This window comes from Paraburkholderia sp. D15 (genome assembly GCF_029910215.1).
Classification (GTDB): Bacteria; Pseudomonadota; Gammaproteobacteria; order Burkholderiales; family Burkholderiaceae; genus Paraburkholderia.
This window is the reverse complement of the sequence record NZ_CP110396.1, coordinates 3,203,884-3,224,108: the sequence shown is the minus strand read 5'-3', so window position 1 is coordinate 3,224,108 and position 20,225 is coordinate 3,203,884. Positions and strand designations below refer to the sequence as shown.

Sequence of the window (20,225 nt, the reverse complement as noted above, 5' to 3'; positions counted from 1 at the left end):
CGGGGTGGGTTCGCTGAAGCGTTCAGCGTGAAAGCACCTGGGGGATTATGGGCCGCCGTGACAGGGGCGTAAAGGTTGGACGTGGTGTGTTGAGATTTGGGAGATTAATGGGACAGGCGTGTCGGGCGATCGCAAATACCTGGGTGACTTATTTGGCCCGTGCGGGGCGGATTAGTTAATAAAAATGGGGCCCTTTTTTGATAGGAGCAGTACGTTTCCAGTTCAGAAGGCATTGATGCTGCGTTCGGCCTGTAGCGATGCTGCGTTCGACTTATAGTTATCATTCCGCCAGGAACGCATAGGGCAAAGCCATCTCATCCCCTGTATGCAACCGGACCGTGCCCCGACGAGCCACGCTAGAGAGTGGTCGCCCGCTCACTGCGGTAAACCACTTCATCGAATCGACTCCATCCGGTTTTTTATAAAACCTTTGAATGATATTCCAAGGTGTATCATCGCTCGCCACTTTGTAAAATCTCACGTCGTTTCGGATGAAAAGAGTTCCGGGAAGCACCTGCCCGGAGGAATCCTTCTGTGCTGCTTTCTCGTTGATTTCCTGCGCAAATCTACCGGAAATAACACTTTTTACGACCCAGCCCGCATAATTAAAACCATTTTCCAAGTAAATTGCGCTCAGTATCACTTTGACTGGTTTTACACCCGTTATTTCAAACCAATTCAAATAAGGAAGGGAAATCACGCTGCCCGGCCTTAAACGGCAATAATGAACGAGAGCAGAATTGACCCCTTCCACGACCTTCTCACAATTATCCTGAACCTTAACATTGATTTCCGGCAGCAAAAGAAAGCTCGAAACTGACTCATGTTTGTAAAACAGTTTTGCCAAATTCTTAAATGAATCTCCTTTTTTTAACTTATAAAATTTCTGACCTCCGAATTGAAAGTCCCTGCCATTTGGAACAATTACAGAAAAATCATTCAACTTCTTGCCTTGAATCGGCGAAACATCGTGTCTCTTTGAGACATCCATATCATCATCAATATAATATGAATAGAAATGTCCGCCTCCTTCTATTTGCGGAAGCGTCTCAAGATAATTCAGCCAACTGTGAAAAGGTTTTGCGTCACCGCGCCAGTCTGCGATATTTTCGTCGACCACATAACCACCATAAAAGCCCACGAAAAAAATAACTGCATATAACGGGCCGGGAGTCATTGAGTTCCAGAATAGATATTCGTATTTTATAAAACGAGGTGACTCTACAGTTGTTGTTTCCCCAGCACACGCCACCCCACACTTCACAGCCCAATACGCATATGGAACTTTGATCTTCCTGCCTGGACTCATATCTGGAGTTTTTTTAGCCCCATTCAGATCCGTATTCCATGCGGCGATTTTTTCATACCATCTTTCGTCGCCGTAAAAAATTTTCGAGATTGATTTTAAAGTGTCTTTGTCTTTTACCTTATACTGCCTCTCGCCACTGTCGTAGAATACCTCTCCATTTTTCGCACTAACACCGCTTTCCGCCGTTGCAACCGACGCCGGACCGGGGATCGTGTTCGTTCCATATTCGCGCGCAACGGCCAGCCCATCGTACCTCAAATTATTCTTCAAGCGCTGAGCGCTAAATATGACACCTACCGACTTCAGCCACTCCAGATAATTAACTTCCAGTTTCGGAATCTTGATGACTGTTCCGCAAGCTATGCTCAATCCAAATTGCGTATCTTCGACGGCAGCTTTATTGGGCGGAGTGGAAGACAACAACCACGTCATAGAACTATCATTGTAAAATTTTTGCGCCAACGATACAAAATCGTCGCCTATACCAGCCTTGTAAAATTGATTCCCATCGATCGAAATAGTTTCGCCCTGGTTCTCAAATATCCTGGAAGCAACCATTGCTGCCCCTGGGAGTTTGAATCTGCGCGCATCGTCTGCCGTAGAGAATTCCTGTAATATCATTCTACTTCCAGCATTAAGCGCTTTGACTCCAGAAAGCCAATTCGATTTTCCGCTCACGACAGTTGCCGCCGCTTTTCCATTAATTTTGTCGCCCTCGACAATATATTGCTGCCCGCCGGCCATTTTCAACATATCTACATACTTTTCGGTAGATATATCTTTAGTCCGGCAATCGACAAATTCATACTTCAAAATAGATGGCTGGAGAAACGGAAATTTTTCCGGATGGGTCACCGTAATTGCGGCCTGTTCCGGCATTGCAAGGAACATCCACGGAACGGCGATTTGCATTCCGGCATGAATTTTATATGTAATGTTATAATCGTATTTATCCATATTCCAGATTTTTATTTTTTCACCAAGAAATCCGACTCCATAAAACTTATTTGAAATCCCCTCAAAATCATCATCCAGATCTGTTACGTAAAATCTGGCTCCGCCTTCAGTGTACGTGCCGCCATTCGGCACATCAAACCCATCCTCTCGCTCAGGCAGATCCCATATTACATTTTTCGGGCTAAACATACTGTATACAAACTGGGAGTCGTAACGAAAACCAAAAGGCAAATGTACATCACTCAAAATAAGCGAAATATTCTCAGGCTCAATGAATTTGTTAAGCTCAATATATGGAACCACAAGGATGTTCCCTTGAGGAAGACTCCCATCAAATCCGGCATCGATTAAAACTGGATGATTATCAAGATGACCTAAAAACAAGTCGCGTCGAGAAGCGTCGCCGTAAATTCTGGACGCTACAGATGACAACGTGTCATTCGCGGATGTAATGTAATACTTTCTACCTCTAACATAAAATATTTCACCCAGCTTTCCAAATATTTTCTTTATGGAAACCGGCAATTCCTGTGCTGATGAAAGATCTGCAAGCTTTGCTTTTTCAAGGTCAGGAAATTTATTTGCCCGAATTCGCATGTACCCTGCACGTTTCATCAGCGCATCTTTCCATTGCCCTGCCGTGCTGACGCCACTTGCCCGTGCGTTTGCTCCAGGGTCGACCACATACGCGGAATCACCCGCGGCCATATAGAAAGCATACCCATCAGAACGGACGATGAAGTTATCATCGACAAACTCATATTTAATAACAAACCGATCCGTAAATGCCTCGAGTAAATCCCCCCTGAATTTTTCAACTGTTTTCTCGTATTCTGGCCCGATGAACGACGAAACTGGTTTATTAGATAAAATCAAGTCAAAAAAATCTTTTATTTCGTCGTCGGTAACAATATCGGGCCCGGTTTTTCCAGAATACCCATAAAAGAATGAATCAGCATTCAACAGAAGTAACACATTATCCATAGTATTTAGCCAATGTACATTATTATTCTCGCTAAAATTCAATATTGCGTAGTCAAAACTCAGATGCAATTTTCCCAGATCGGCTAGTTCACCGCTGATTTTTATCGGTAGCATTCCTGTCGGCACCCAGAAAAAAAGTATATCTTTTGCCGCCAGCAACGCTTTACCTGTGCTTACATTCACATCCACCAACATTGGTTTTCCGATGATCTTCGACAATAAATTCTTGATAAATAATTGTCGCAACGGTTTGATCGACTTAAAAAAACCAGCGCCGGTAGAAAACAGGTCGATTAAATCGAAAAGAAGTTGTCTCGGCTCCTGACCGAAATCAGGATCCATAAATCTGAAATACAATGAATCGACGAAAGGCATCCAGATTGTAATATACTGCCACCACGGACGCGTATAGTGATGAGCTTTCATATTGTCGAGTGTCCGATCGATACTTTCAGCGAAGAACCGATCCGCCACGTCAAACGCACTACTGTTTTTCATCGATACCGAAGTTGCATCGTCATACACAAGATATCCTCCGTGGGTTGGCATGCCGCCGATCGAATATCCTTTCTCAGCATCTCCAAATAACGGGATGAGTAGCCCTTCACGCAAACTTTTACCCATAATTGACCGGTCAGTTCCTCGCGGCAACAACAGTCCGTTTTTCCACTCGATGAGTTTTTTGCTTTTTTCGCGTGCCACTTCGTTGGAGGTCGAAAATAAGTCATGCAGAGTTTCTGAAGAAAATGCTAATTTGTCGAAAAATTTTACGACTATTTTATCGAGAAGAGTTGATATTACAATCATTCCCGGACCCTCGGTGTTGATGTATTTAATGCATAAAATATTTCCGTCATATTTTTGCTGAACAGTTGGCGGGCGATCATTCTTGATATTTTTCTGGGAGCCTCCCGCCCCTAGCACATCGTCAAGATCCGCACCCGAGGCCGCATTTTGTATTGCATAAAAATTGAAAACAGTAATTTCGTACGGATCACTCGTTGCAAAAAAATACTCTGGAATTGCTTGAGAAAATTCCACGGCGGTAATTAATTTGGCCACGGGAGTTGTAAACGCCTTGGCCTTCTGAAATTGTTCATAGTAGGCGGCATCTACCGTTTCTGTGTTCGGCTTTATATTTTTCATGAAGTCAAGTCCTTGCCGCGCCGATTCATCAATCATCCTTTCGTTAAATGGATGGTTCTGAGCAGAATCGGCCATGACTTTCATATTCGACAGAACGGTCGCCGCCTGTTTCGGGAGATCTTTTTGCGAAACACCTGACGACAGCTTGAACAAAGCGAGAGCGCTTAAGAGGAGTTCGACGCGATTTTTCCCACGAGGATTACTTGTCATTTCGCGGAATATTTCCAGATATCTATCCGGCGTGAAACCGGCTCCGTCGCCGTACGTCCCATCAGGATGTCTCGATAACCATTGCCGCGTCGACTCCACCATTGCATCCAAAGTCGCGACGTAAAATTTATCGTGTGGTTTCCTGGCCTTGTAATTTGAAAGCACTATTGACTCTGCCGGCGTTCCCTCAGCTTGCGCCAATATTTCCAGATAGGAGATTGCGTTCGGAATAGACAACAGGAATGTGTAAAGGAATACTACATTTTCGACATATCCATTTAATGACGCAGTATGTCCGGAATCGGTTGGCGACATATTGACGTACAGTACACGCTTCGACCATGCTATCTCGCTGTTGATCGAGTTCAACTTCGTAGATATCTCTCTAGCGATAGTTTTGCTATTTTTTATCTCCGACAATATTGCTGCACCGGTAAGACCGTCTCCGGAAAAATATTTTTTAAAAATATCTGCAAAGGCATTTTCTCCACCGAGAACAGCGCGACTAAAATAATCATCTGCTGTCGCAGTCAGATTCCACGCTCCCGTGTGAATAGCACCCAGGTATAGAGGGAAATTCTCCACATTGAATTCAGGCAATTTGAGGGAGAAAATTTCTTCCAGATACGGAAATTCTTTTATACCTCCGCTGATTTTCGTACGGAATATTTCAAAAAAGAAAATTTTATCGAGCACATCATTTAACTTATTTTCGTCCTGACCCGCCCTGCCCAGATCACCGCTAAAATAGTTCTGAGAGGAGAGTTTCCCTGCCTCTTCGGCGGCTATCCCGCGAACATCCATTCTATTGTCGCGCAGCAAGTCGAGCAGATTTTCACCGCCAATATAATCCCTCACATTTTCCGGTAAATTTTTTATTATCAAGGCATTGCGTAGCGCATCTGAAAATATTTGCCATGCTTCGAGAAAACCTTCCGAATAGGTATTCCGGTTTTTTACAGGTTCACCGGTCAATATAAAGTTTGTTACTGTCTCGTTAAAATGGAATTTATTAAAAGTCTTAATTTTTTTATGTATAAATTCTTGCCTGAAATTTCCTGCACCTTGCCAATCGGATTTAACTTCGGCATTTCTTTTTGCGCGAACGGGTGCGGGAGTGGGATCAGACGGATTATCCGCATCCCAAGGGATTGGATCGTACTCGGCACGCGCAACTTTTGATTCAATCTGCTCGAACTCACTCCACGCCGCGACCCTCTCGCTTAATGCGCCGTTGAAATCGCCACGATCGTTGCTACTCCACAGACTCGTGATCAGCCAGTACGCACCAGTCAGAATCGACGCGACGATACCTGCCAAAGCCATCAGAAAACCCGGTCTTCCGGACTTTGCGCGGATTGGGCTCACCAAAGCCAGTGCGATCGCTTCGAACAGATTGACTGCAGTCGCAAGGAGCGTCGGCTGAGCGACCGCCAGCGCGGTCGTCGTCACTACGACAGGCAACAAAGGACTTAGGACTTTGCTTTCGCCAGCGGAGGTCGCATAGGTGCCGGGCTCTGGAACAGGAACAGGAACAGGAACAGGAACAGGAACTGGAGGCGACGCTACCACGACACTCGTGGGCGGAGACTCCAACATATTGCGCAACGCTACGAGAGAAGCTGTCGGATCGGCGTTGGTAGCGAGATTGAGCGCGCGCACGTAGCCTGTACCGAACTTTTCCTTCGCCCACTTCAGTATTTCATGCCGCTCCGCCTTCTCTAACCGAACTTGCCTGTCGATCTCGTTAAGCCGCATCAATTGCTCTTCGACGGCCCGGTAGATCGACGACACCTTCTGCAATCTCTGTACCAACCGGACGATCGATTGTGCGTAACTGCCGTTATGAATGGCGATTCGTTTTTCGATGACAAAGCGATAGATCGCGGCGATGAGCACACAGGCGAAGATGTTGACCACGTTCATTTCCAAGGTGAAACTCAACGCATTCAACGTCGACAGCAACCATGGCGCGTAATGCTTCAATACCGCCAGCGCACTTTCGGCAAGACGGGTCGTCAGCGTTCCGGCGCTCAGCAATTCGAACTGTACGGCCAACACCGCGTCCAGAAACGCGTCGACATAGGCGCCATGGGTCGCCGACTCAAACGCCTGATAGAGCAGATAGCCGATCCAGAACAACCGGTTTGCGACGTAAGGCAACGCCGATGTCGCCAGCGATAGCCCAAATCCGAACAGTTTCCCGGTTGCAGTCGAACCCACCAGTACGAGCACGGCCTTGGCGATTTCCGTCATGGAGAACGGCGGCGGGTTTAGCGTTTCGTCTTTGATGGTTGACGGTTCGTCGGCATCTAGCGGTTTTTGCGCAGCGGCGGACGTGGCGTCTGCCTTGACTGTTTCCCGCGCACCCGCCGGCTCATTCACATCGAACGTTTCCTGCGCATCGAACCATTCGTCCTCGTCAAACACCTCAGCATGCCCACTCACCAGAAAGTCGGCGAAATAGGCGGACTCTTCGCGAATGTAGCGGGCGCCGGCCCGGCGAAAGTAGCGCGCTGCTTCGAATTTGTCGGCCGGTAGCCGGCCTTCGTACAGCTTGAGCAGTGTCGCGGCCGGCAGGGTTCGCGCAAGTGCAAACCAGACCGAATAGAACAGACAGTTGCCGTCCGCGCCCTGGTCGATATCGCGACCATCGACGCCGGGGACGTAATGGCAGTCGTCGATCCGCCGTACCGTGATGACCTTGCCGGCATCGGCGGTATCGTTGCCGGCATCGGCGGTATCGTTGCGGGCGTCGCCCGCCGAACGCGCATCGGGACCGAACGTCTGTACCGGCATGCCGTCCTGCACGATTTGCAGAGTCACGCCCGCTGCCTGCCAGCCAGGCAGGCGGGTCAGAACCAGGGGCACGAGATCGCCCCCTTCGTAATTCCATGCGCCAAATGTGGCGAACTGCGAGGCGAACTGCTCGACGGACGCAGGTATTGCATGACCGACGCCCGCGGGCTTAGCCGGCGGCACGATAATCGGATCGCCCGGCGGCATCGGCCATGCCGGCGCGCCGCAAGCCGGCGCTTCGCAGTCGACGAACTCGGGCGTGTCGTCGTCCATGTCCTCGAAGTCGTCCATGTCGGAAACGTCGACCTCATGCCGGGCGTGCGCGGCCTTGTCTTTACTGGCGTACGAAGAAATGGGCATCGCGGCGATTCCTCATGTCCGGCGGCGCGGAATGAAAACCGACAAACTGCTGTTCCGGTCGAAGAAACCGTTCATTCAATTCCACTCAATCAATACCTGAATGACAGAATTTTCAGAATGAACGCTTGACGTCAAATCCAGCCTGATTATTGGATAAAACATCAAAATATCGACAGCCGCAATGCCAGATTATTTATCGCCCTTTAAATCCCATTAAAGATGAAATTATATTAATGATAAATCCGTCACGGTCAGGACAAATTCCGGACGCGACAACTCAAATCGCCACATACCCCCGCTGCTCCAGCGTCCACTGGTGCCAGCGGTTGCCATACATCCCGCACACCACACTGAACACCACGCCCAGCACGGTGCCGGCCAGATCGGCGGTTTCGCCCCACAATCCTGCGCACATCAGAATCACACTCACGCCAAGCATGACAAACGCGGCGAACCACATACGTTTCGACAGCGCCCACACGAAACCCAGCAGGCACGCCCCCCAACTGAATCCGGTTGCGACCGCGACGGTTTCGTCGTTGCCGCGGTAATGCAGATAGACCCTGTCGCCCATACCCTTCCTTTACGTGAAACCTTCATTGATGCGCCAACGCCAGCAACCCGGCCCAATACCTGGTCGATGCCGGGCGAGCTTGCTTGTAACACGCCACCCGGTCGAGCCGATGAACAATCGGCGGCCGCCCGCCGTCACCACCTCACCCGCCTCACTGACGGCCGCCACCATAGCTGCTACTCTTACCCGATCCATGCGCAGGAAAGCGATGCGCAGCGAGTCCGCATCAAGTCAACGCGCAACTCGCCACGCGCAAAGCTCAAAGCTCAAAGCTCAAAGCTCAAAGCGAAATCCAACGCCGCCTGCCGCATCCATCGATTCATCCGGAGCCCGCATGACGACTCACACCGCCTACACCCCCGACGCCCCTTCGCGAGCCGAGCTCGATGCCCTGCCCGGCGCCACGGTGGTCGAATTCGGCACCAACTGGTGCGGTTACTGCCAGGGCGCGCAAGCCTCGATCGCGAAGGCGTTCGAAGCGCACGCCGGCATCCGCCATCTGAAGATCGAGGACGGCGCCGGCCGCCCGCTCGGGCGCTCGTTCAAGGTCAAGCTGTGGCCGACGCTGATCTTCCTGCGCGACGGCGTCGAACTCGCGCGTGTGGTGCGGCCCACGAGCGCGGCCGACATCGCGCCGGCATTCTCCACCCTGTGAGCGTCGCACGATGCGCCAGGCCATCCATCATCTAAGCATCCAGGCCCGCACTCGCGGACTCGCCGAATTCACCGGCGACGCACGCCGTTTCGTCGCCGAACAGCGCATCGATACCGGACTGCTCACCGTGTTCTGCCGTCACACGTCGGCATCGCTGCTGATTCAGGAGAACGCCGACCCGTCGGTGCAGCGCGATCTGGAGCGCTACTTCGCCAGTCTCGCGCCGGAAGACGCCGCGCGTTACGAACACGACGCCGAGGGCCTCGACGACATGCCCGCGCATCTGCGCACCGCGCTCACCCAGGTACAGTTGTCGGTGCCGGTCGAGCATGGGCGGATGGTGCTCGGCACGTGGCAGGGGCTGTATCTGTTCGAGCATCGCCGGCATACGCAGCATCGTGACATCGTGTTGCATCTGATCGGTGAATGATACGCGGCGAACGCTGTCGAAACGGCAGCATCAGGTTAAGTCAGGTCGAGTCAGGTCGATAGGGAAAGTTGAAAAAGCAGGAAATCACAGCACTACCGCATCGCAGGATTTCATCCGCAAACCGGATCACAGGGAGCACATCTCATGGACACCCGTAGCGAGCTGCAAGCCACCGTCAACGCGATGGTTCAACCCGGCAAGGGCCTTCTCGCCGCCGACGAAAGCGGCCCCACCATCGCCAAACGCTTCAAGACGATCGGCCTCGAATCCAGCGAGGAAAACCGCCGTGCGTACCGCAATCTGCTGCTCACCACGCCGGGCCTCGGCGAGTTCGTGAGCGGCGTGATTCTCTACGAGGAAACGCTCGGCCAGAAAGCCGACGACGGCACGCCCTTCCCTCAACTCGCCGCGAAAAACGGCATCGTGCCCGGCATCAAGGTGGACCTCGGCAAGATTCCGCTCGCGCTCGCGCCGGGCGACGAAATCACCGAAGGCCTCGACGGTCTCGCCAAACGCTTCGTCGATTACAAACGGCAAGGCGCGCGTTTCGCCAAATGGCGTGCGGTGTACAACATCACGGCAAGCTTGCCGAGCCGGCTCGCGATCGAAGCGAACGCGGATTCGCTGGCGCGCTACGCGGCGATTTCGCAGGAAGCGGGCATCGTGCCGATCGTCGAACCCGAGGTGCTGATGGACGGCGACCGCACGATCCAGCGTAGCGCGGAAGTGACCGAGGCAGTCCTGCACGAAGTGTTTCATGCGCTGCATCGGCATCGCGTGGTGCTCGAACATATCCTGCTCAAGCCGAGCATGGTGCTGGCCGGGTCGGAGCATGCGCAGCAGTCGCCGGTCGCGGACATTGCCGCGCACACGGTGCGCGTGCTGAAACGCACGGTGCCATCGGCGGTGCCCGGCATCGTGTTTCTGTCCGGCGGCCAGACGCCCGAGGAAGCGACCGCGAACCTCGATGCGATGAACCGGCTCGGCGCGCTGCCGTGGAATCTGAGTTTTTCGTATGGACGCGCGTTGCAGGAACCGCCGTTGCAGGCGTGGAAGGGACAGGCAGGCAACGTGAAGGAAGCGCAGCAGGCCTTGCTCAAACGCGCACGGTTGAACGGTGCGGCGGCCGTCGGCAAGTATGCGGCGGCGCAGGAAAAGGGCTAAATGCCGCGGCTGAACGACACGGATCGCCCGGACCGTTCAGCAATCAACCCGCGACTCATCACGCCGCCAAGGCTCGCTGAAAAAAAGGCGCGCTGTTTTGCGTAAGAGACCAGCGCATCGACATCGGTCCACGCGAAACAGCGCGCCTTCGTTTCCATCCCGCCGCGTCACCTGGCTATAACGGCACCGCCCCAAACGCCTGCCGCTGCGCGAGGGAAACGAAGGTCTGCGCATCCCGTGCCGCTTCCACCACGGCCGCCATCCCGAAGAACTCATGCGTCGCGCCGCGATAATTGCGATGCTCGACCCGCACGCCCGCGCCGTGCAGTTTCTGCACCAGCTTCTCGCCGTCCGACCTGAGCGGATCGATGCCCGCGGTGATGACCACGGTGGGCGGCAGGCGCGTCAGATTCGCGCTCACCACGTCGAGCAACGGACTCGTCAAGTCGCTCTCGTCGTTGATCACGTTCTGCATGAACCACAGCATCATCGGTTTGTTCAGCGGCCGGGCGTTGCGATTCTCTTCATAGGAAATCGACACGATGTTATTGCTGGCCACCGGGTAGATCAGCGCCTGATGCACGGGCCGATGCATGCCGGTATCGCGTGCTCGGATCGACACGTTGATCGCGAGGTTCGCACCGGCGCTCTCGCCCATCACCGCCAGCTTGCCCGGGTCGCCGCCGAGGCTCGCCGCATTCGCGACGACCCAGTGCCACGCGCTGAACGCATCGTCGTGCGCGGCCGGCAGACGATGCTCGGGCGCCTGCCGGTAGTGCGCCGACACCACGATCGCGTGACTCTGCGCGGCCATCGCACGCGGCGTCGCATCGTATGTGTCGAGATCGGCGAGCACCCAGCCGCCACCGTGGAAATACAGGATCACCGGAAACGGTCCGTCGCCTTGCGGGGTGTACACGCGCGCCGGGATCGCCCCTGCCGCGCCGGCGATCATCCTGTCCTCGCTGCGCACCGCCTCGAATTCGAGCGACGGCCGCGCGCTGAACGCCGGTTGCGTCATCAACTGTTTGACGGCGTCGGTGGGCGTCGGCTGATTTCTCGCTTCGGCGACCGTGCATTTTTCGATCGGCTTGGGATTGAGACTTTTCAGCGCGTCGAGCACGGCCTTCATGTCGGGGTCGGCATGTCCCGTCGGGTCGAGTCCGACCATGCCCTTGAGCGTGTCGCCGAGTGTCATGTTGCAACTCCTGATGGATGACGACACGGACCCATCGGAGGCTCGTCAGGAGCGGCGCTCGATAACCGTGTATGCGGTCGGTTTCAGCAAGCGCTATACCCATCGCGGGTGCCTATCGCGGGTGCCCATCGCGGGTGGAAACTGGCCGGGAATAATCAGACCAATCCTGACCCATGGGTACTGACTCCGCTCCATCGGACGCACCATAAAAGTCGGCCCGGCGCTCATCACGCCGGGCCGACTCGTTCTGCTCGTCCAATCACTCACTGACCTTTCGTGTCGCTGCTCGCATCGGCGCCCGGCGTGTTGGTGGTATCGGTCATCGGCTTCTTCGCCTTCTTCGTGTGATGCTTCTTCATCGACTTGTGCGCCGTCGCGCCGGAGGCCTGCATGTCGCCGCCTTCGCGCGTCGAACCGGCATTGGTGCCGCCGTTCGGGTCGTTACCGGCCGCACCGCCGCCACCGCCGCCGCCGCTACCTTGCGCCATGGCCAGCGACGAAGCCGCGAGCAGTGCCGACGTGGCCAAAAGGGTTCTGATCTTCATGACTGTTCTCCTGTGCGATGAAAAGGAATAAGAAGCGGGTCGCGCCGTTGCCGCCGACCTCGACTCCCTCGCAGCAAGCGTTGTGCCGCGAGTCATGAAACGCTTCGAACACAGGAGAGGTATAAAACACGTGACTTCCGCGAAACCAGCCTTACGGTTCGCAAGCCACCAGCGCATGCAGCTCGTCGATATTGAACGGCTTCGCGAGAATCGCGACGCCCAGCCGCCGCGCGCGTTCGAGTTCGTCCGCGTAGCCGGTCATCAACGCGATCTTCTGCGAGGGCCACGCGCTGCGCACTTTCTCCGCGAGGTCGATGCCGTTGAGCTTGCCGGGCATCTGGATATCCGACAGCACGAGTTCGAAGCGTGCGCCGCCGCTGAGGACGTCGAGCGCCTGGTCGGCGGTCGGCTCGTGCCGCACTTCGCAGCCGAAGGTTTCGAGCACCGCCGCGACGCCGGCCGCCACGTCCTCGTTATCCTCGACCAGCAGCACGACGCCCGCGGTGGCTGGCGCGAGTTCGCGCAGTGCCTCCGCGTTCACGGCGGACGCCGCCTGCCGCTCGCGATGACGCGGCAGATACATCCGCACCGTCGTGCCGCTGCCCGGCACGCTCTCGATCTTCGCGGTGCCGCCGGCCTGCTCGCACATCGACAGTACCTGCGCGAGGCCGAGTCCGGTGCCGGAACCGCGCAGCTTGGTGGTGAAGAGCGGTTCGAAGGCGCGCCGCGCGACCGCCTCGGGCATGCCTTCGCCGTCGTCGGAACAGGCGATCAGCACGTACTCGCCATCCGGCAGCAAGGTGTCGCTGCCCACCAGCCGGCTGTTCTGGCAACGAATCACGAAGTGTCCGCCGCGCGGCATCGCATCGCGCGCATTGACCGCGAGATTCATGATCGCGAATTCGAGGTCGGTCGGATCGGCCAGCACCTGCCAGACGTTATCGACCATGTTCAGCGCGAGTTCGACGGTGTCGCCGAGCGCCGCGTCGATCAGCGGCGCGGCCGCGGGCAACCAGTTGGCCAGATCGACCGCTTCCTGCTTGAGCGGCTGTTTGCGCGCGACGCTCAACAGACGCCGCGTCAGCGATTCCGCGGTCGCGGTCGCGCGTTCGACGGCCTGCACTTCCTTCTCGAGGTTGTTGTAGCGTTTGAGCCGCGCGAGTTCGGTATTGGCGGAGACCACCATCAGCAGATTGTTGAAGTCGTGCGCGACGTTGGCGACCAGATTGCCGAGCGCGCCCATGCGCTGCAACTGGCGGCTCGCCGCTTCGGCCGACAGACGCATCGCGACCTCGCCCTGCCAGCGCTCCCACGCGCGGCGCTCGCCTTCGAGCTGGCGCAGCGAATAGAACACCAGCAGCCAGATCGCGATGCACGGCACCGCGGTCAGCGTCGCGATCATCAGAAAGTGCTGCCGCCATGCCGCGCCGATCGAATCGGTTGCGTATGCACTCATCACGTAGAGCGGATAGTCGCCGACGCGGCGAAACGCGAGCAGGCGTTCCACGCCGTCCACCGTCGAATGCAGACGCACGTGACCGAACAATTGTTTGTCGCGCAGCGCTTCGGTGAACGCGCTCTGCGCGGTCGGTTTCGAACCCGGCGGCCAGGCGGGATAGCGCACCAGCAGATTGCCGTCCTGACGATACAAGCCGAGCGCCAGCGACGCGTCGCCGTTCGTCAGTTCCTGATAGAAGCGGGAAAAATAATCGCGGCGCAGCGCCACCGACACCTCGCCGAGGAACTGACCGTCCACGCCGGACCGGCCGATCGATGTCGTAAAGACATTGGTCCGCGATACCGGCCCGAACATCGGCAACGAGAAATACGGTTGCGGACGCATGGCCTTGGCCGCGGTGAAGTCGTCGCGTTGCGCGTTCGACATGGCCGGCGCCGGATACGCGAGGCTCGATACCAGCAGATCGCCATTGACGCCGACCAGGTAGATCGACGACACCTGCGGAAAGTCCCCGCCGATTTCGCGCAGACGGTCATGCAATTCCGACTCGCGCGTGCGGATCTGCGCGTCGTCCGCGTTGCCGAGCAATTCGACGATGCGCGAGGCCATCTGCTGGTTGAGGTCCAGTACCTTGACCGCCTGTTCCTCGGCCACGCGCGCGAGCCGGTCGATCATGTCGTTCGAATCGGCGATACGGCGCTGGTAATCGAAATAGCCATAACCCGCGAGACAGGCGAGCGGAAAGAGGATCGACACGGCGAGCACGACCAGCAGCAAGCGCCGCGTCGCCGCGAAATTGCGCGACGGCATGGGGAAATCGACTGCGACACGTTCCGCACGCTGCACGGTCACGATCTCCATTGAAAGGTCTTTAGAAGGCAAGGGGCCGGTTGTGAGCCTGCTCATGAATCCACTCGCGAGTCCATGCACGGCGCGTTGTTCGTGCGCTATTTCCTTGCTTCCTCAATTTACCTCACTTCTGGCGTTCTCCAAAGCCTGCTTCAGCGGCTGAGCACCGATGCTTGCGCGCGCATCGTCGCGGGCACATGGATTGCTGGCGCAGAAATCGAATGCGCTAGCCCTATCTTCATTCCCGCCCCATCGTCCGCAAGGAACCGGCTATGTCCTCTACTGCCCGACACGTCGCTCAACTCTCGCAACTGCGGGCGGATCGTGCTCGACGCGTGGAGGTGGAGGGTGAAAAGATTCTGCTGCTACGCGACGGCGACACCGTGCATGCCTACGCCGCCGACTGTCCGCATGCGGGTGCGCCGCTGGAAGAAGGCGCGCTCTGTCACGGACGTCTGATCTGTCCATGGCACAAGGCCACCTTCGATGTCGCGACCGGCAACGTCCTCGAACCGCCCGCGCTGATGCCGCTCGACCGCTATCCGGTGTCGATATCCGGCGACGACGTGATGGTCACGCCGCAAAAAATCCCTCGCCCTATGCGCAATGCATCCGCGCGCGAGCCGCACTTCGTCGTGATCGGCGCGGGCGCGGCCGGCGCCGCTGCGTGCGCCGCCTTGCGTGAAAACGGTTTCGGCGGACGCGTCACCTTGATCGGCGCGGAACCGCATGCGCCGTACGACCGCACGGCCCTCAGCAAATTCGTGCCCTCGGGCGAGATGACGCCTGCCGACGTGCCGCCGCTACTCGACCCAGACTGGCTCGATGCGCACGACATCGAACGCAGGGTCGCGAAGGTCGCGCGGCTTGACGTGCCCGCGCGCACGCTTCACTTCGAGGGCGGCGACGTATTGACGTACGACACCGCCTTGCTCGCCACCGGCAGCACGCCGAAGATCCCCGATCTGCCCGGCTGCGAGCTGGGTGGCGTGCATGTGCTGCGCTCGCTCGACGATGCCGTCGAACTGGTCGACTCGCTCGGCGACGATCCCGCGCAACTGCGCGTCGCGATTCTCGGCAGCAGTTTCATCGGACTGGAAACGGCGTCGGCGTTGCGCAAACGCGGCGTGCAGGTCACCGTGATTTCGCCGGACAAGGTGCCGTTCGCCAAACAGTTCGGTGAACGCGCGGGCGCGATGTTCCGCGATCTGCACGAACGCAACGGCGTCACGCTGCGACTCGGTGCGAAGGTCGCGTCGCTGGAGGGCGAGGAAGGCAACGTGCACGCGGTGATGCTCGAAGGCGGCGAACACGTCGACGCCGATCTCGTGCTGTTAGGCACGGGCGTTGCACCGGCTACCGGATTCGTCGAAGGATTGCCGTTGCAGAAGGACGGCGGCGTGCTCGTCAACGCCGGCATGCAGGCCGCGCCCGGTCTCTATGCGGCGGGCGATATCGCGGTGTTTCCACTGCACGAGGATCGCGAGCCGGTGAGGATCGAACACTGGCGCGTCGCGCAGCAGCATGCACGGATTGCCGCGGAAAACATGTGCGGCGCGCGGCATCGCTACGCGGGCGTGCCGTTTTTCTGGACCTATCACTTCGGCAAGAACTTCGAATACCTCGGCCATGCGAGCGAGTGGGACGACATCGTCGTGGAAGGCGATCTCGACCAGCAGTCGTTCGTCGCGCTGTATGTGCAAGGCGATCGCGTCGTCGCCGTGCTCGCCTGCGAGCGCGAAGCCGGCACCGCGCGGTTGATCGACGCGATGCGGCGCGACGGAGGACTATCGAAAGCGGAGGCGCTGAAGATCGTCGAACCCACAACCGGACAGAAGGAGAAGGCGTGATGAGCGAACACAAGGACAAGCATTCGAACACGGATAAGCACGCGGACAAGCATGCGGATAAGAAAACGCACAGCGGCCGTGAAAAGAGCGAAGCACAGATCGACAACGCCGTCGAAGACAGCTTCCCCGCGAGCGACCCGCCCTCCACCGGCGGCGCCACGAAGATCGTGACCGACAAGAAGGACGACGCATCGAAACACGGCGGGACGCAAGGCGCCGCCAAACCGGCAAAGCACTAGACAGGTTTCACCTCTGTACACCGCCCTCGGCGCTCGCGCCGACGGGCGGTTTTCTCTGCCACGCATCTGCTACCCCTCGACCGATGGGAACGAATCGCCATGTCAGACGAAAACAACGGCTCCGCTGAAGACACGCAGGATCAGGAACGACGCAGGAACACGAAGAACCCGGACGACGGTAAAGACGCCGATTCCGGCAAAAAGGAAAGCGACCAGGGCAACGGCAAGAAAGGCGATGACGACGGCAACGGCAACGGCGACGACAAGAAGCGCAAGAAGCCCGGCAAGAAACCGCTGATCATTCTTGCCGTCGTGGTGATCCTGCTTGCGATCGTCGCATTCATCTGGTGGTTCGCCACCCGCAATGAAGTCACGACCGACGACGCCTACACCGACGGCAACGCCATCACGATGGCGCCGAAAGTCTCCGGCTACGTGGTGCAGCTCGCCGTCAACGACAACGTCTATGTCCACAAGGGCGACCTGCTGATCGTGATCGACAAGCGCGATTACCAGGCGCAGGTCGATCAGGCCCAGGCCCAGGTCGGTCTGGCCAAGGCCCAGTTGAACGCCGCCCAGGTGCAACTCGACATCGCGCGGGTTCAGTACCCGGCGCAGTACCGGCAGGCCAAGGCGCAGACCTCGTCGGCGGAAGCGAACCTCCGGCAGGCGCAGGCGGCCTACGTGCGCCAGCATGCCGTCGATCAGCGCGCGACCTCGCAACAGAACATCGACACCGCCGACGCACAGCAGCAATCCGCGAACGCCAGCGTCGAACAGGCACGCGCCCAGCAGCAGACCGCGAGCCTCGTGCCGCAACAGATCCGTCAGACCGAAGCGACGGTCGAGGAGCGCCGTCAGCAGGTTCAGCAGGCCGAGGCGCAACTCGAACAGGCGCAGCTCAATCTCTCCTACTGCGAAGTGCGTGCGCCGTCCGATGGCTGGATCACGCGGCGCAACGTGCAGCTCGGCAGCTTCCTGCAAGCGGGTGTGTCGCTGTTCTCGATCGTCACGCCGCAGGTCTGGGTGACGGCGAACTTCAAGGAATCGCAACTCGAACGCATGCGCGTCGGCGACAAGGTGAAGGTCGAGGTCGATGCGTATCCGAAGCTCGATCTGCACGGGCACATCGACAGCGTGCAGCTCGGCAGCGGCTCGCGCTTCTCGGCATTCCCCGCGGAGAACGCGACCGGCAATTTCGTGAAGATCGTGCAACGTGTGCCGGTGAAGATCGTGATCGACGACGGTTTGCCGAAGGATCAGCCGCTCGGGCTGGGCTTGTCGGTGACGCCGAAGGTGTACCTGAAATGACGCGCTCCGTTCTTTCAAGCGGGCGCGAGACGTTGCAGGCGCAACTGTCGACACCGGCCGCGTGGGTGCCGATCGGCGCGCGTCACATCAGGCACACGGCATGCGGCGGAAACAGTCATGAAGGCCACATTCAGGGAGACCGTCATGAACCCATCCAACCGTCATTCCGCACTGCCCTTGCTCGCCCGTCTGCTGACGGCGTCCGCGTTGACCGTGGCGAGCGCGCAGTTGGTTCACGCGCAACAGCCGGCCGCGCCCTCGGACAACAATGGCGCGACCAGCACGACCACCCAGAGCACGACGACACGCGCGGCGAAGAAAGCCGAGTTGAAGCAACTGGAAAAGAACGGCTATCAGCCGAGCGCCGACGATCCGCACTATCCGCAGGACATCCAGAACGCCGAGAAAAAGACGACCGGCGGCGCGGCCAACGGACAGAATACGCAATAGCGGAGGCGGCATCGTCGTCAGCGCATCTTGCGGGCGGGGTATGTTCCGCACCGGCCCGCACCGCTGTCCGTCGTGTCCGTAACGTCCGCAAGGTCCGCGCAGTTCAGGCAATACGGCCCGTCCGCCCTTCCGGCAAAGGAGGGCCGACATGAGTTCAGCCGATGCCGCCGCCAGTCAGTCCAACTGGAAACCCGCCGCCAACCCCTGGCTGATCGCCATCGTCGTCACGCTGGCGGCGTTCATGGAAGTGCTCGACACGACCATCGTCAACGTCGCGTTGCCGCACATCGCGGGCACCATGTCGGCCAGTTACGACGAAGCCACGTGGACCCTCACCTCCTACCTCGTCGCGAACGGCATCGTGCTGCCGATCTCCGGCTTCCTTGCGCGGGCGATGGGCCGCAAGCGCTACTTCCTGGTCTGCATCGTCGCGTTCACGATCTGCTCGTTCCTGTGCGGAATCGCGACCGATCTGTGGCAACTGATCATCTTCCGCATATTGCAGGGCTTTTTCGGCGGCGGTCTGCAACCGAACCAGCAGTCGATCATTCTCGACACCTTCCCGCCCGAACAACGCGGCCGCGCGTTTTCCATTTCGGCGGTGGCGATCGTCGTCGCGCCGGTGCTCGGTCCGACGCTCGGCGGCTGGATCACCGACAACTTCTCGTGGCGCTGGGTGTTTCTGCTCAACGTGCCGGTGGGCGTGCTGACCACGCTCGCGGTGATGCAACTCGTCGAAGATCCACCATGGAAAAAGAAAGGCGACAGCAAGGTATCGATCGACTACATCGGCATCTCGCTGATCGCGATCGGCCTGGGCTGCCTGCAGGTGATGCTCGACCGCGGCGAGGACGACGACTGGTTCTCGTCGAACTTTATCGTCACGTTCGCGGTGCTGGCGGTGGCGGGCATAGTCGGCGCGGTCTTCTGGCTGCTGTACACGAAGAAACCGGTAGTCGATCTGCGCTGCCTGAAGGACCGCAATTTCGCGCTCGGCTGCATGACGATCGGCGCGTTCGCGACCGTGCTGTACGGCAGCGCGGTGCTGGTGCCGCAACTCGCGCAGCAGCAGCTCGGCTACACGGCGATGCTCGCGGGTCTCGTGCTGTCGCCCGGCGCGGTGCTGATCACGCTGGAGATTCCGATCATCAGCAAACTGATGCCGTACATACAGACGCGTTTTCTGGTCGCGGCGGGTTTCGCGCTACTCACCTGCGCGCTGGCCTACTCGCATCTGCTGGTGCCGGATATCGACTACGCGACGCTCGTCAAGATGCGCAGCGCGCAGTCGCTCGCGATCGGTTTCCTGTTCGTGCCGATCACCACCCTCGCGTATCTGACCGTGCCGCCGCGTTTGAACGACGACGCGTCCGCGCTCTTCACGATGTTCCGCAACGTGGCGGGGTCGATCGGCATCTCGCTCTCGACCGCGCTGATCCGCGAGCGCACCCAGGCTCGCATGGCCCATCTTTCCGACCACATGTCCACGCTTTCGCAAAACTATAACGACACCTTGCAGCGCACCGCGCAGACCATCGCCGACATGACCGGCGTGCCGTTCGCGCAGGCGATGCAGACCGCCACCGGCCGCCTGTACACCACCTTCATTTCGCAATCGACGATCCTCGCCTACGTGGACGTGTTCGCGATACTCGCGGTGTTCTGCGCGCTATGCATTCCGATGACGTTCTTCTTTTCACCGGCCAAGCCGGCCGGCGGCGCGGGAGGACACTGAC

The 20,225-nt window shown here is 57.7% G+C and carries 14 protein-coding genes; 8 read left to right on the top strand and 6 right to left on the bottom strand.

Annotated features, from left to right (window positions below; genetic code table 11):
* Positions 1-280: 280 nt before the first annotated feature.
* Together LFL96_RS34065 and LFL96_RS34060 are read right to left on the bottom strand one after the other, a co-directional pair.
* Complete coding sequence (locus LFL96_RS34065) at positions 281-7,765, bottom strand: LysM domain-containing protein (protein ID WP_281002286.1); 7,485 nt, start codon at positions 7,763-7,765, stop codon at positions 281-283.
* Between the two features lie 277 nt (positions 7,766-8,042).
* A complete protein-coding gene (locus LFL96_RS34060; RefSeq protein WP_281002285.1) occupies positions 8,043-8,339 on the bottom strand; it encodes a DUF2628 domain-containing protein in 297 nt (98 codons plus the stop codon).
* A gap of 334 nt (positions 8,340-8,673) precedes the next feature.
* Here LFL96_RS34060 and LFL96_RS34055 point away from each other — a divergent pair, with 334 nt between their 5' ends.
* The 3 genes from LFL96_RS34055 (at position 8,674) to LFL96_RS34045 (ending at position 10,588) form a co-directional block, all read left to right on the top strand.
* Positions 8,674-8,994 carry a thioredoxin family protein gene (locus tag LFL96_RS34055; RefSeq protein WP_281002284.1) on the top strand — a complete coding sequence of 107 codons (321 nt, stop codon included), beginning with the start codon at positions 8,674-8,676 and terminating at the stop codon, positions 8,992-8,994.
* Between the two features lie 10 nt (positions 8,995-9,004).
* Positions 9,005-9,424: a secondary thiamine-phosphate synthase enzyme YjbQ gene (locus LFL96_RS34050; RefSeq protein WP_281002283.1), complete on the top strand. Its 420-nt coding sequence runs from the start codon at positions 9,005-9,007 to the stop codon at positions 9,422-9,424.
* Between the two features lie 144 nt (positions 9,425-9,568).
* On the top strand, positions 9,569-10,588 hold the full coding sequence (locus LFL96_RS34045) for a class I fructose-bisphosphate aldolase (RefSeq protein WP_281002282.1): 1,020 nt from the start codon (positions 9,569-9,571) through the stop codon (positions 10,586-10,588).
* On the opposite strand, the gene LFL96_RS34040 is transcribed toward LFL96_RS34045, so the two are convergent.
* The 4 genes from LFL96_RS34040 to LFL96_RS34025 form a co-directional block, all read right to left on the bottom strand.
* The gene (locus tag LFL96_RS34040) at positions 10,585-10,746 is read right to left on the bottom strand and encodes a hypothetical protein (protein WP_281002281.1); all 162 of its coding nucleotides are present in this window, start codon (positions 10,744-10,746) and stop codon (positions 10,585-10,587) included. The two genes, LFL96_RS34045 and LFL96_RS34040, sit on opposite strands and share 4 nt — an antisense overlap.
* Before the next feature lie 17 nt (positions 10,747-10,763).
* Positions 10,764-11,786 (bottom strand): alpha/beta hydrolase, encoded by a 1,023-nt coding sequence (locus tag LFL96_RS34035; RefSeq protein ID WP_281002280.1) that lies wholly within the window; start codon positions 11,784-11,786, stop codon positions 10,764-10,766.
* Between the two features lie 263 nt (positions 11,787-12,049).
* Positions 12,050-12,331: a hypothetical protein gene (locus LFL96_RS34030; protein ID WP_281002279.1), complete on the bottom strand. Its 282-nt coding sequence runs from the start codon at positions 12,329-12,331 to the stop codon at positions 12,050-12,052.
* A 151-nt stretch (positions 12,332-12,482) separates the two neighbouring features.
* On the bottom strand, positions 12,483-14,636 hold the full coding sequence (locus LFL96_RS34025; protein WP_281003934.1) for a hybrid sensor histidine kinase/response regulator: 2,154 nt from the start codon (positions 14,634-14,636) through the stop codon (positions 12,483-12,485).
* A 275-nt stretch (positions 14,637-14,911) separates the two neighbouring features.
* Here LFL96_RS34025 and LFL96_RS34020 point away from each other — a divergent pair, with 275 nt between their 5' ends.
* The 5 genes from LFL96_RS34020 to LFL96_RS34000 all read left to right on the top strand — a co-directional run bounded on the left by LFL96_RS34020 (position 14,912) and on the right by LFL96_RS34000 (position 20,224).
* Entirely contained in the window at positions 14,912-16,489 is a 1,578-nt protein-coding gene (locus tag LFL96_RS34020) for an FAD-dependent oxidoreductase (RefSeq protein WP_281002278.1), read from the top strand.
* Positions 16,489-16,728, top strand: a complete 240-nt coding sequence (locus LFL96_RS34015) for a hypothetical protein (protein WP_281002277.1) — start codon at positions 16,489-16,491, stop codon at positions 16,726-16,728. The genes LFL96_RS34020 and LFL96_RS34015 overlap by 1 nt, the downstream gene beginning before the upstream one ends.
* A gap of 99 nt (positions 16,729-16,827) precedes the next feature.
* A complete protein-coding gene (locus tag LFL96_RS34010) occupies positions 16,828-18,039 on the top strand; it encodes an HlyD family secretion protein (protein ID WP_281002276.1) in 1,212 nt (403 codons plus the stop codon).
* Between the two features lie 144 nt (positions 18,040-18,183).
* Positions 18,184-18,489 (top strand): DUF4148 domain-containing protein, encoded by a 306-nt coding sequence (locus LFL96_RS34005; RefSeq protein ID WP_281002275.1) that lies wholly within the window; start codon positions 18,184-18,186, stop codon positions 18,487-18,489.
* A gap of 148 nt (positions 18,490-18,637) precedes the next feature.
* The gene (locus LFL96_RS34000; RefSeq protein WP_281002274.1) at positions 18,638-20,224 is read left to right on the top strand and encodes a DHA2 family efflux MFS transporter permease subunit; all 1,587 of its coding nucleotides are present in this window, start codon (positions 18,638-18,640) and stop codon (positions 20,222-20,224) included.
* Position 20,225: the final 1 nt, after the last annotated feature.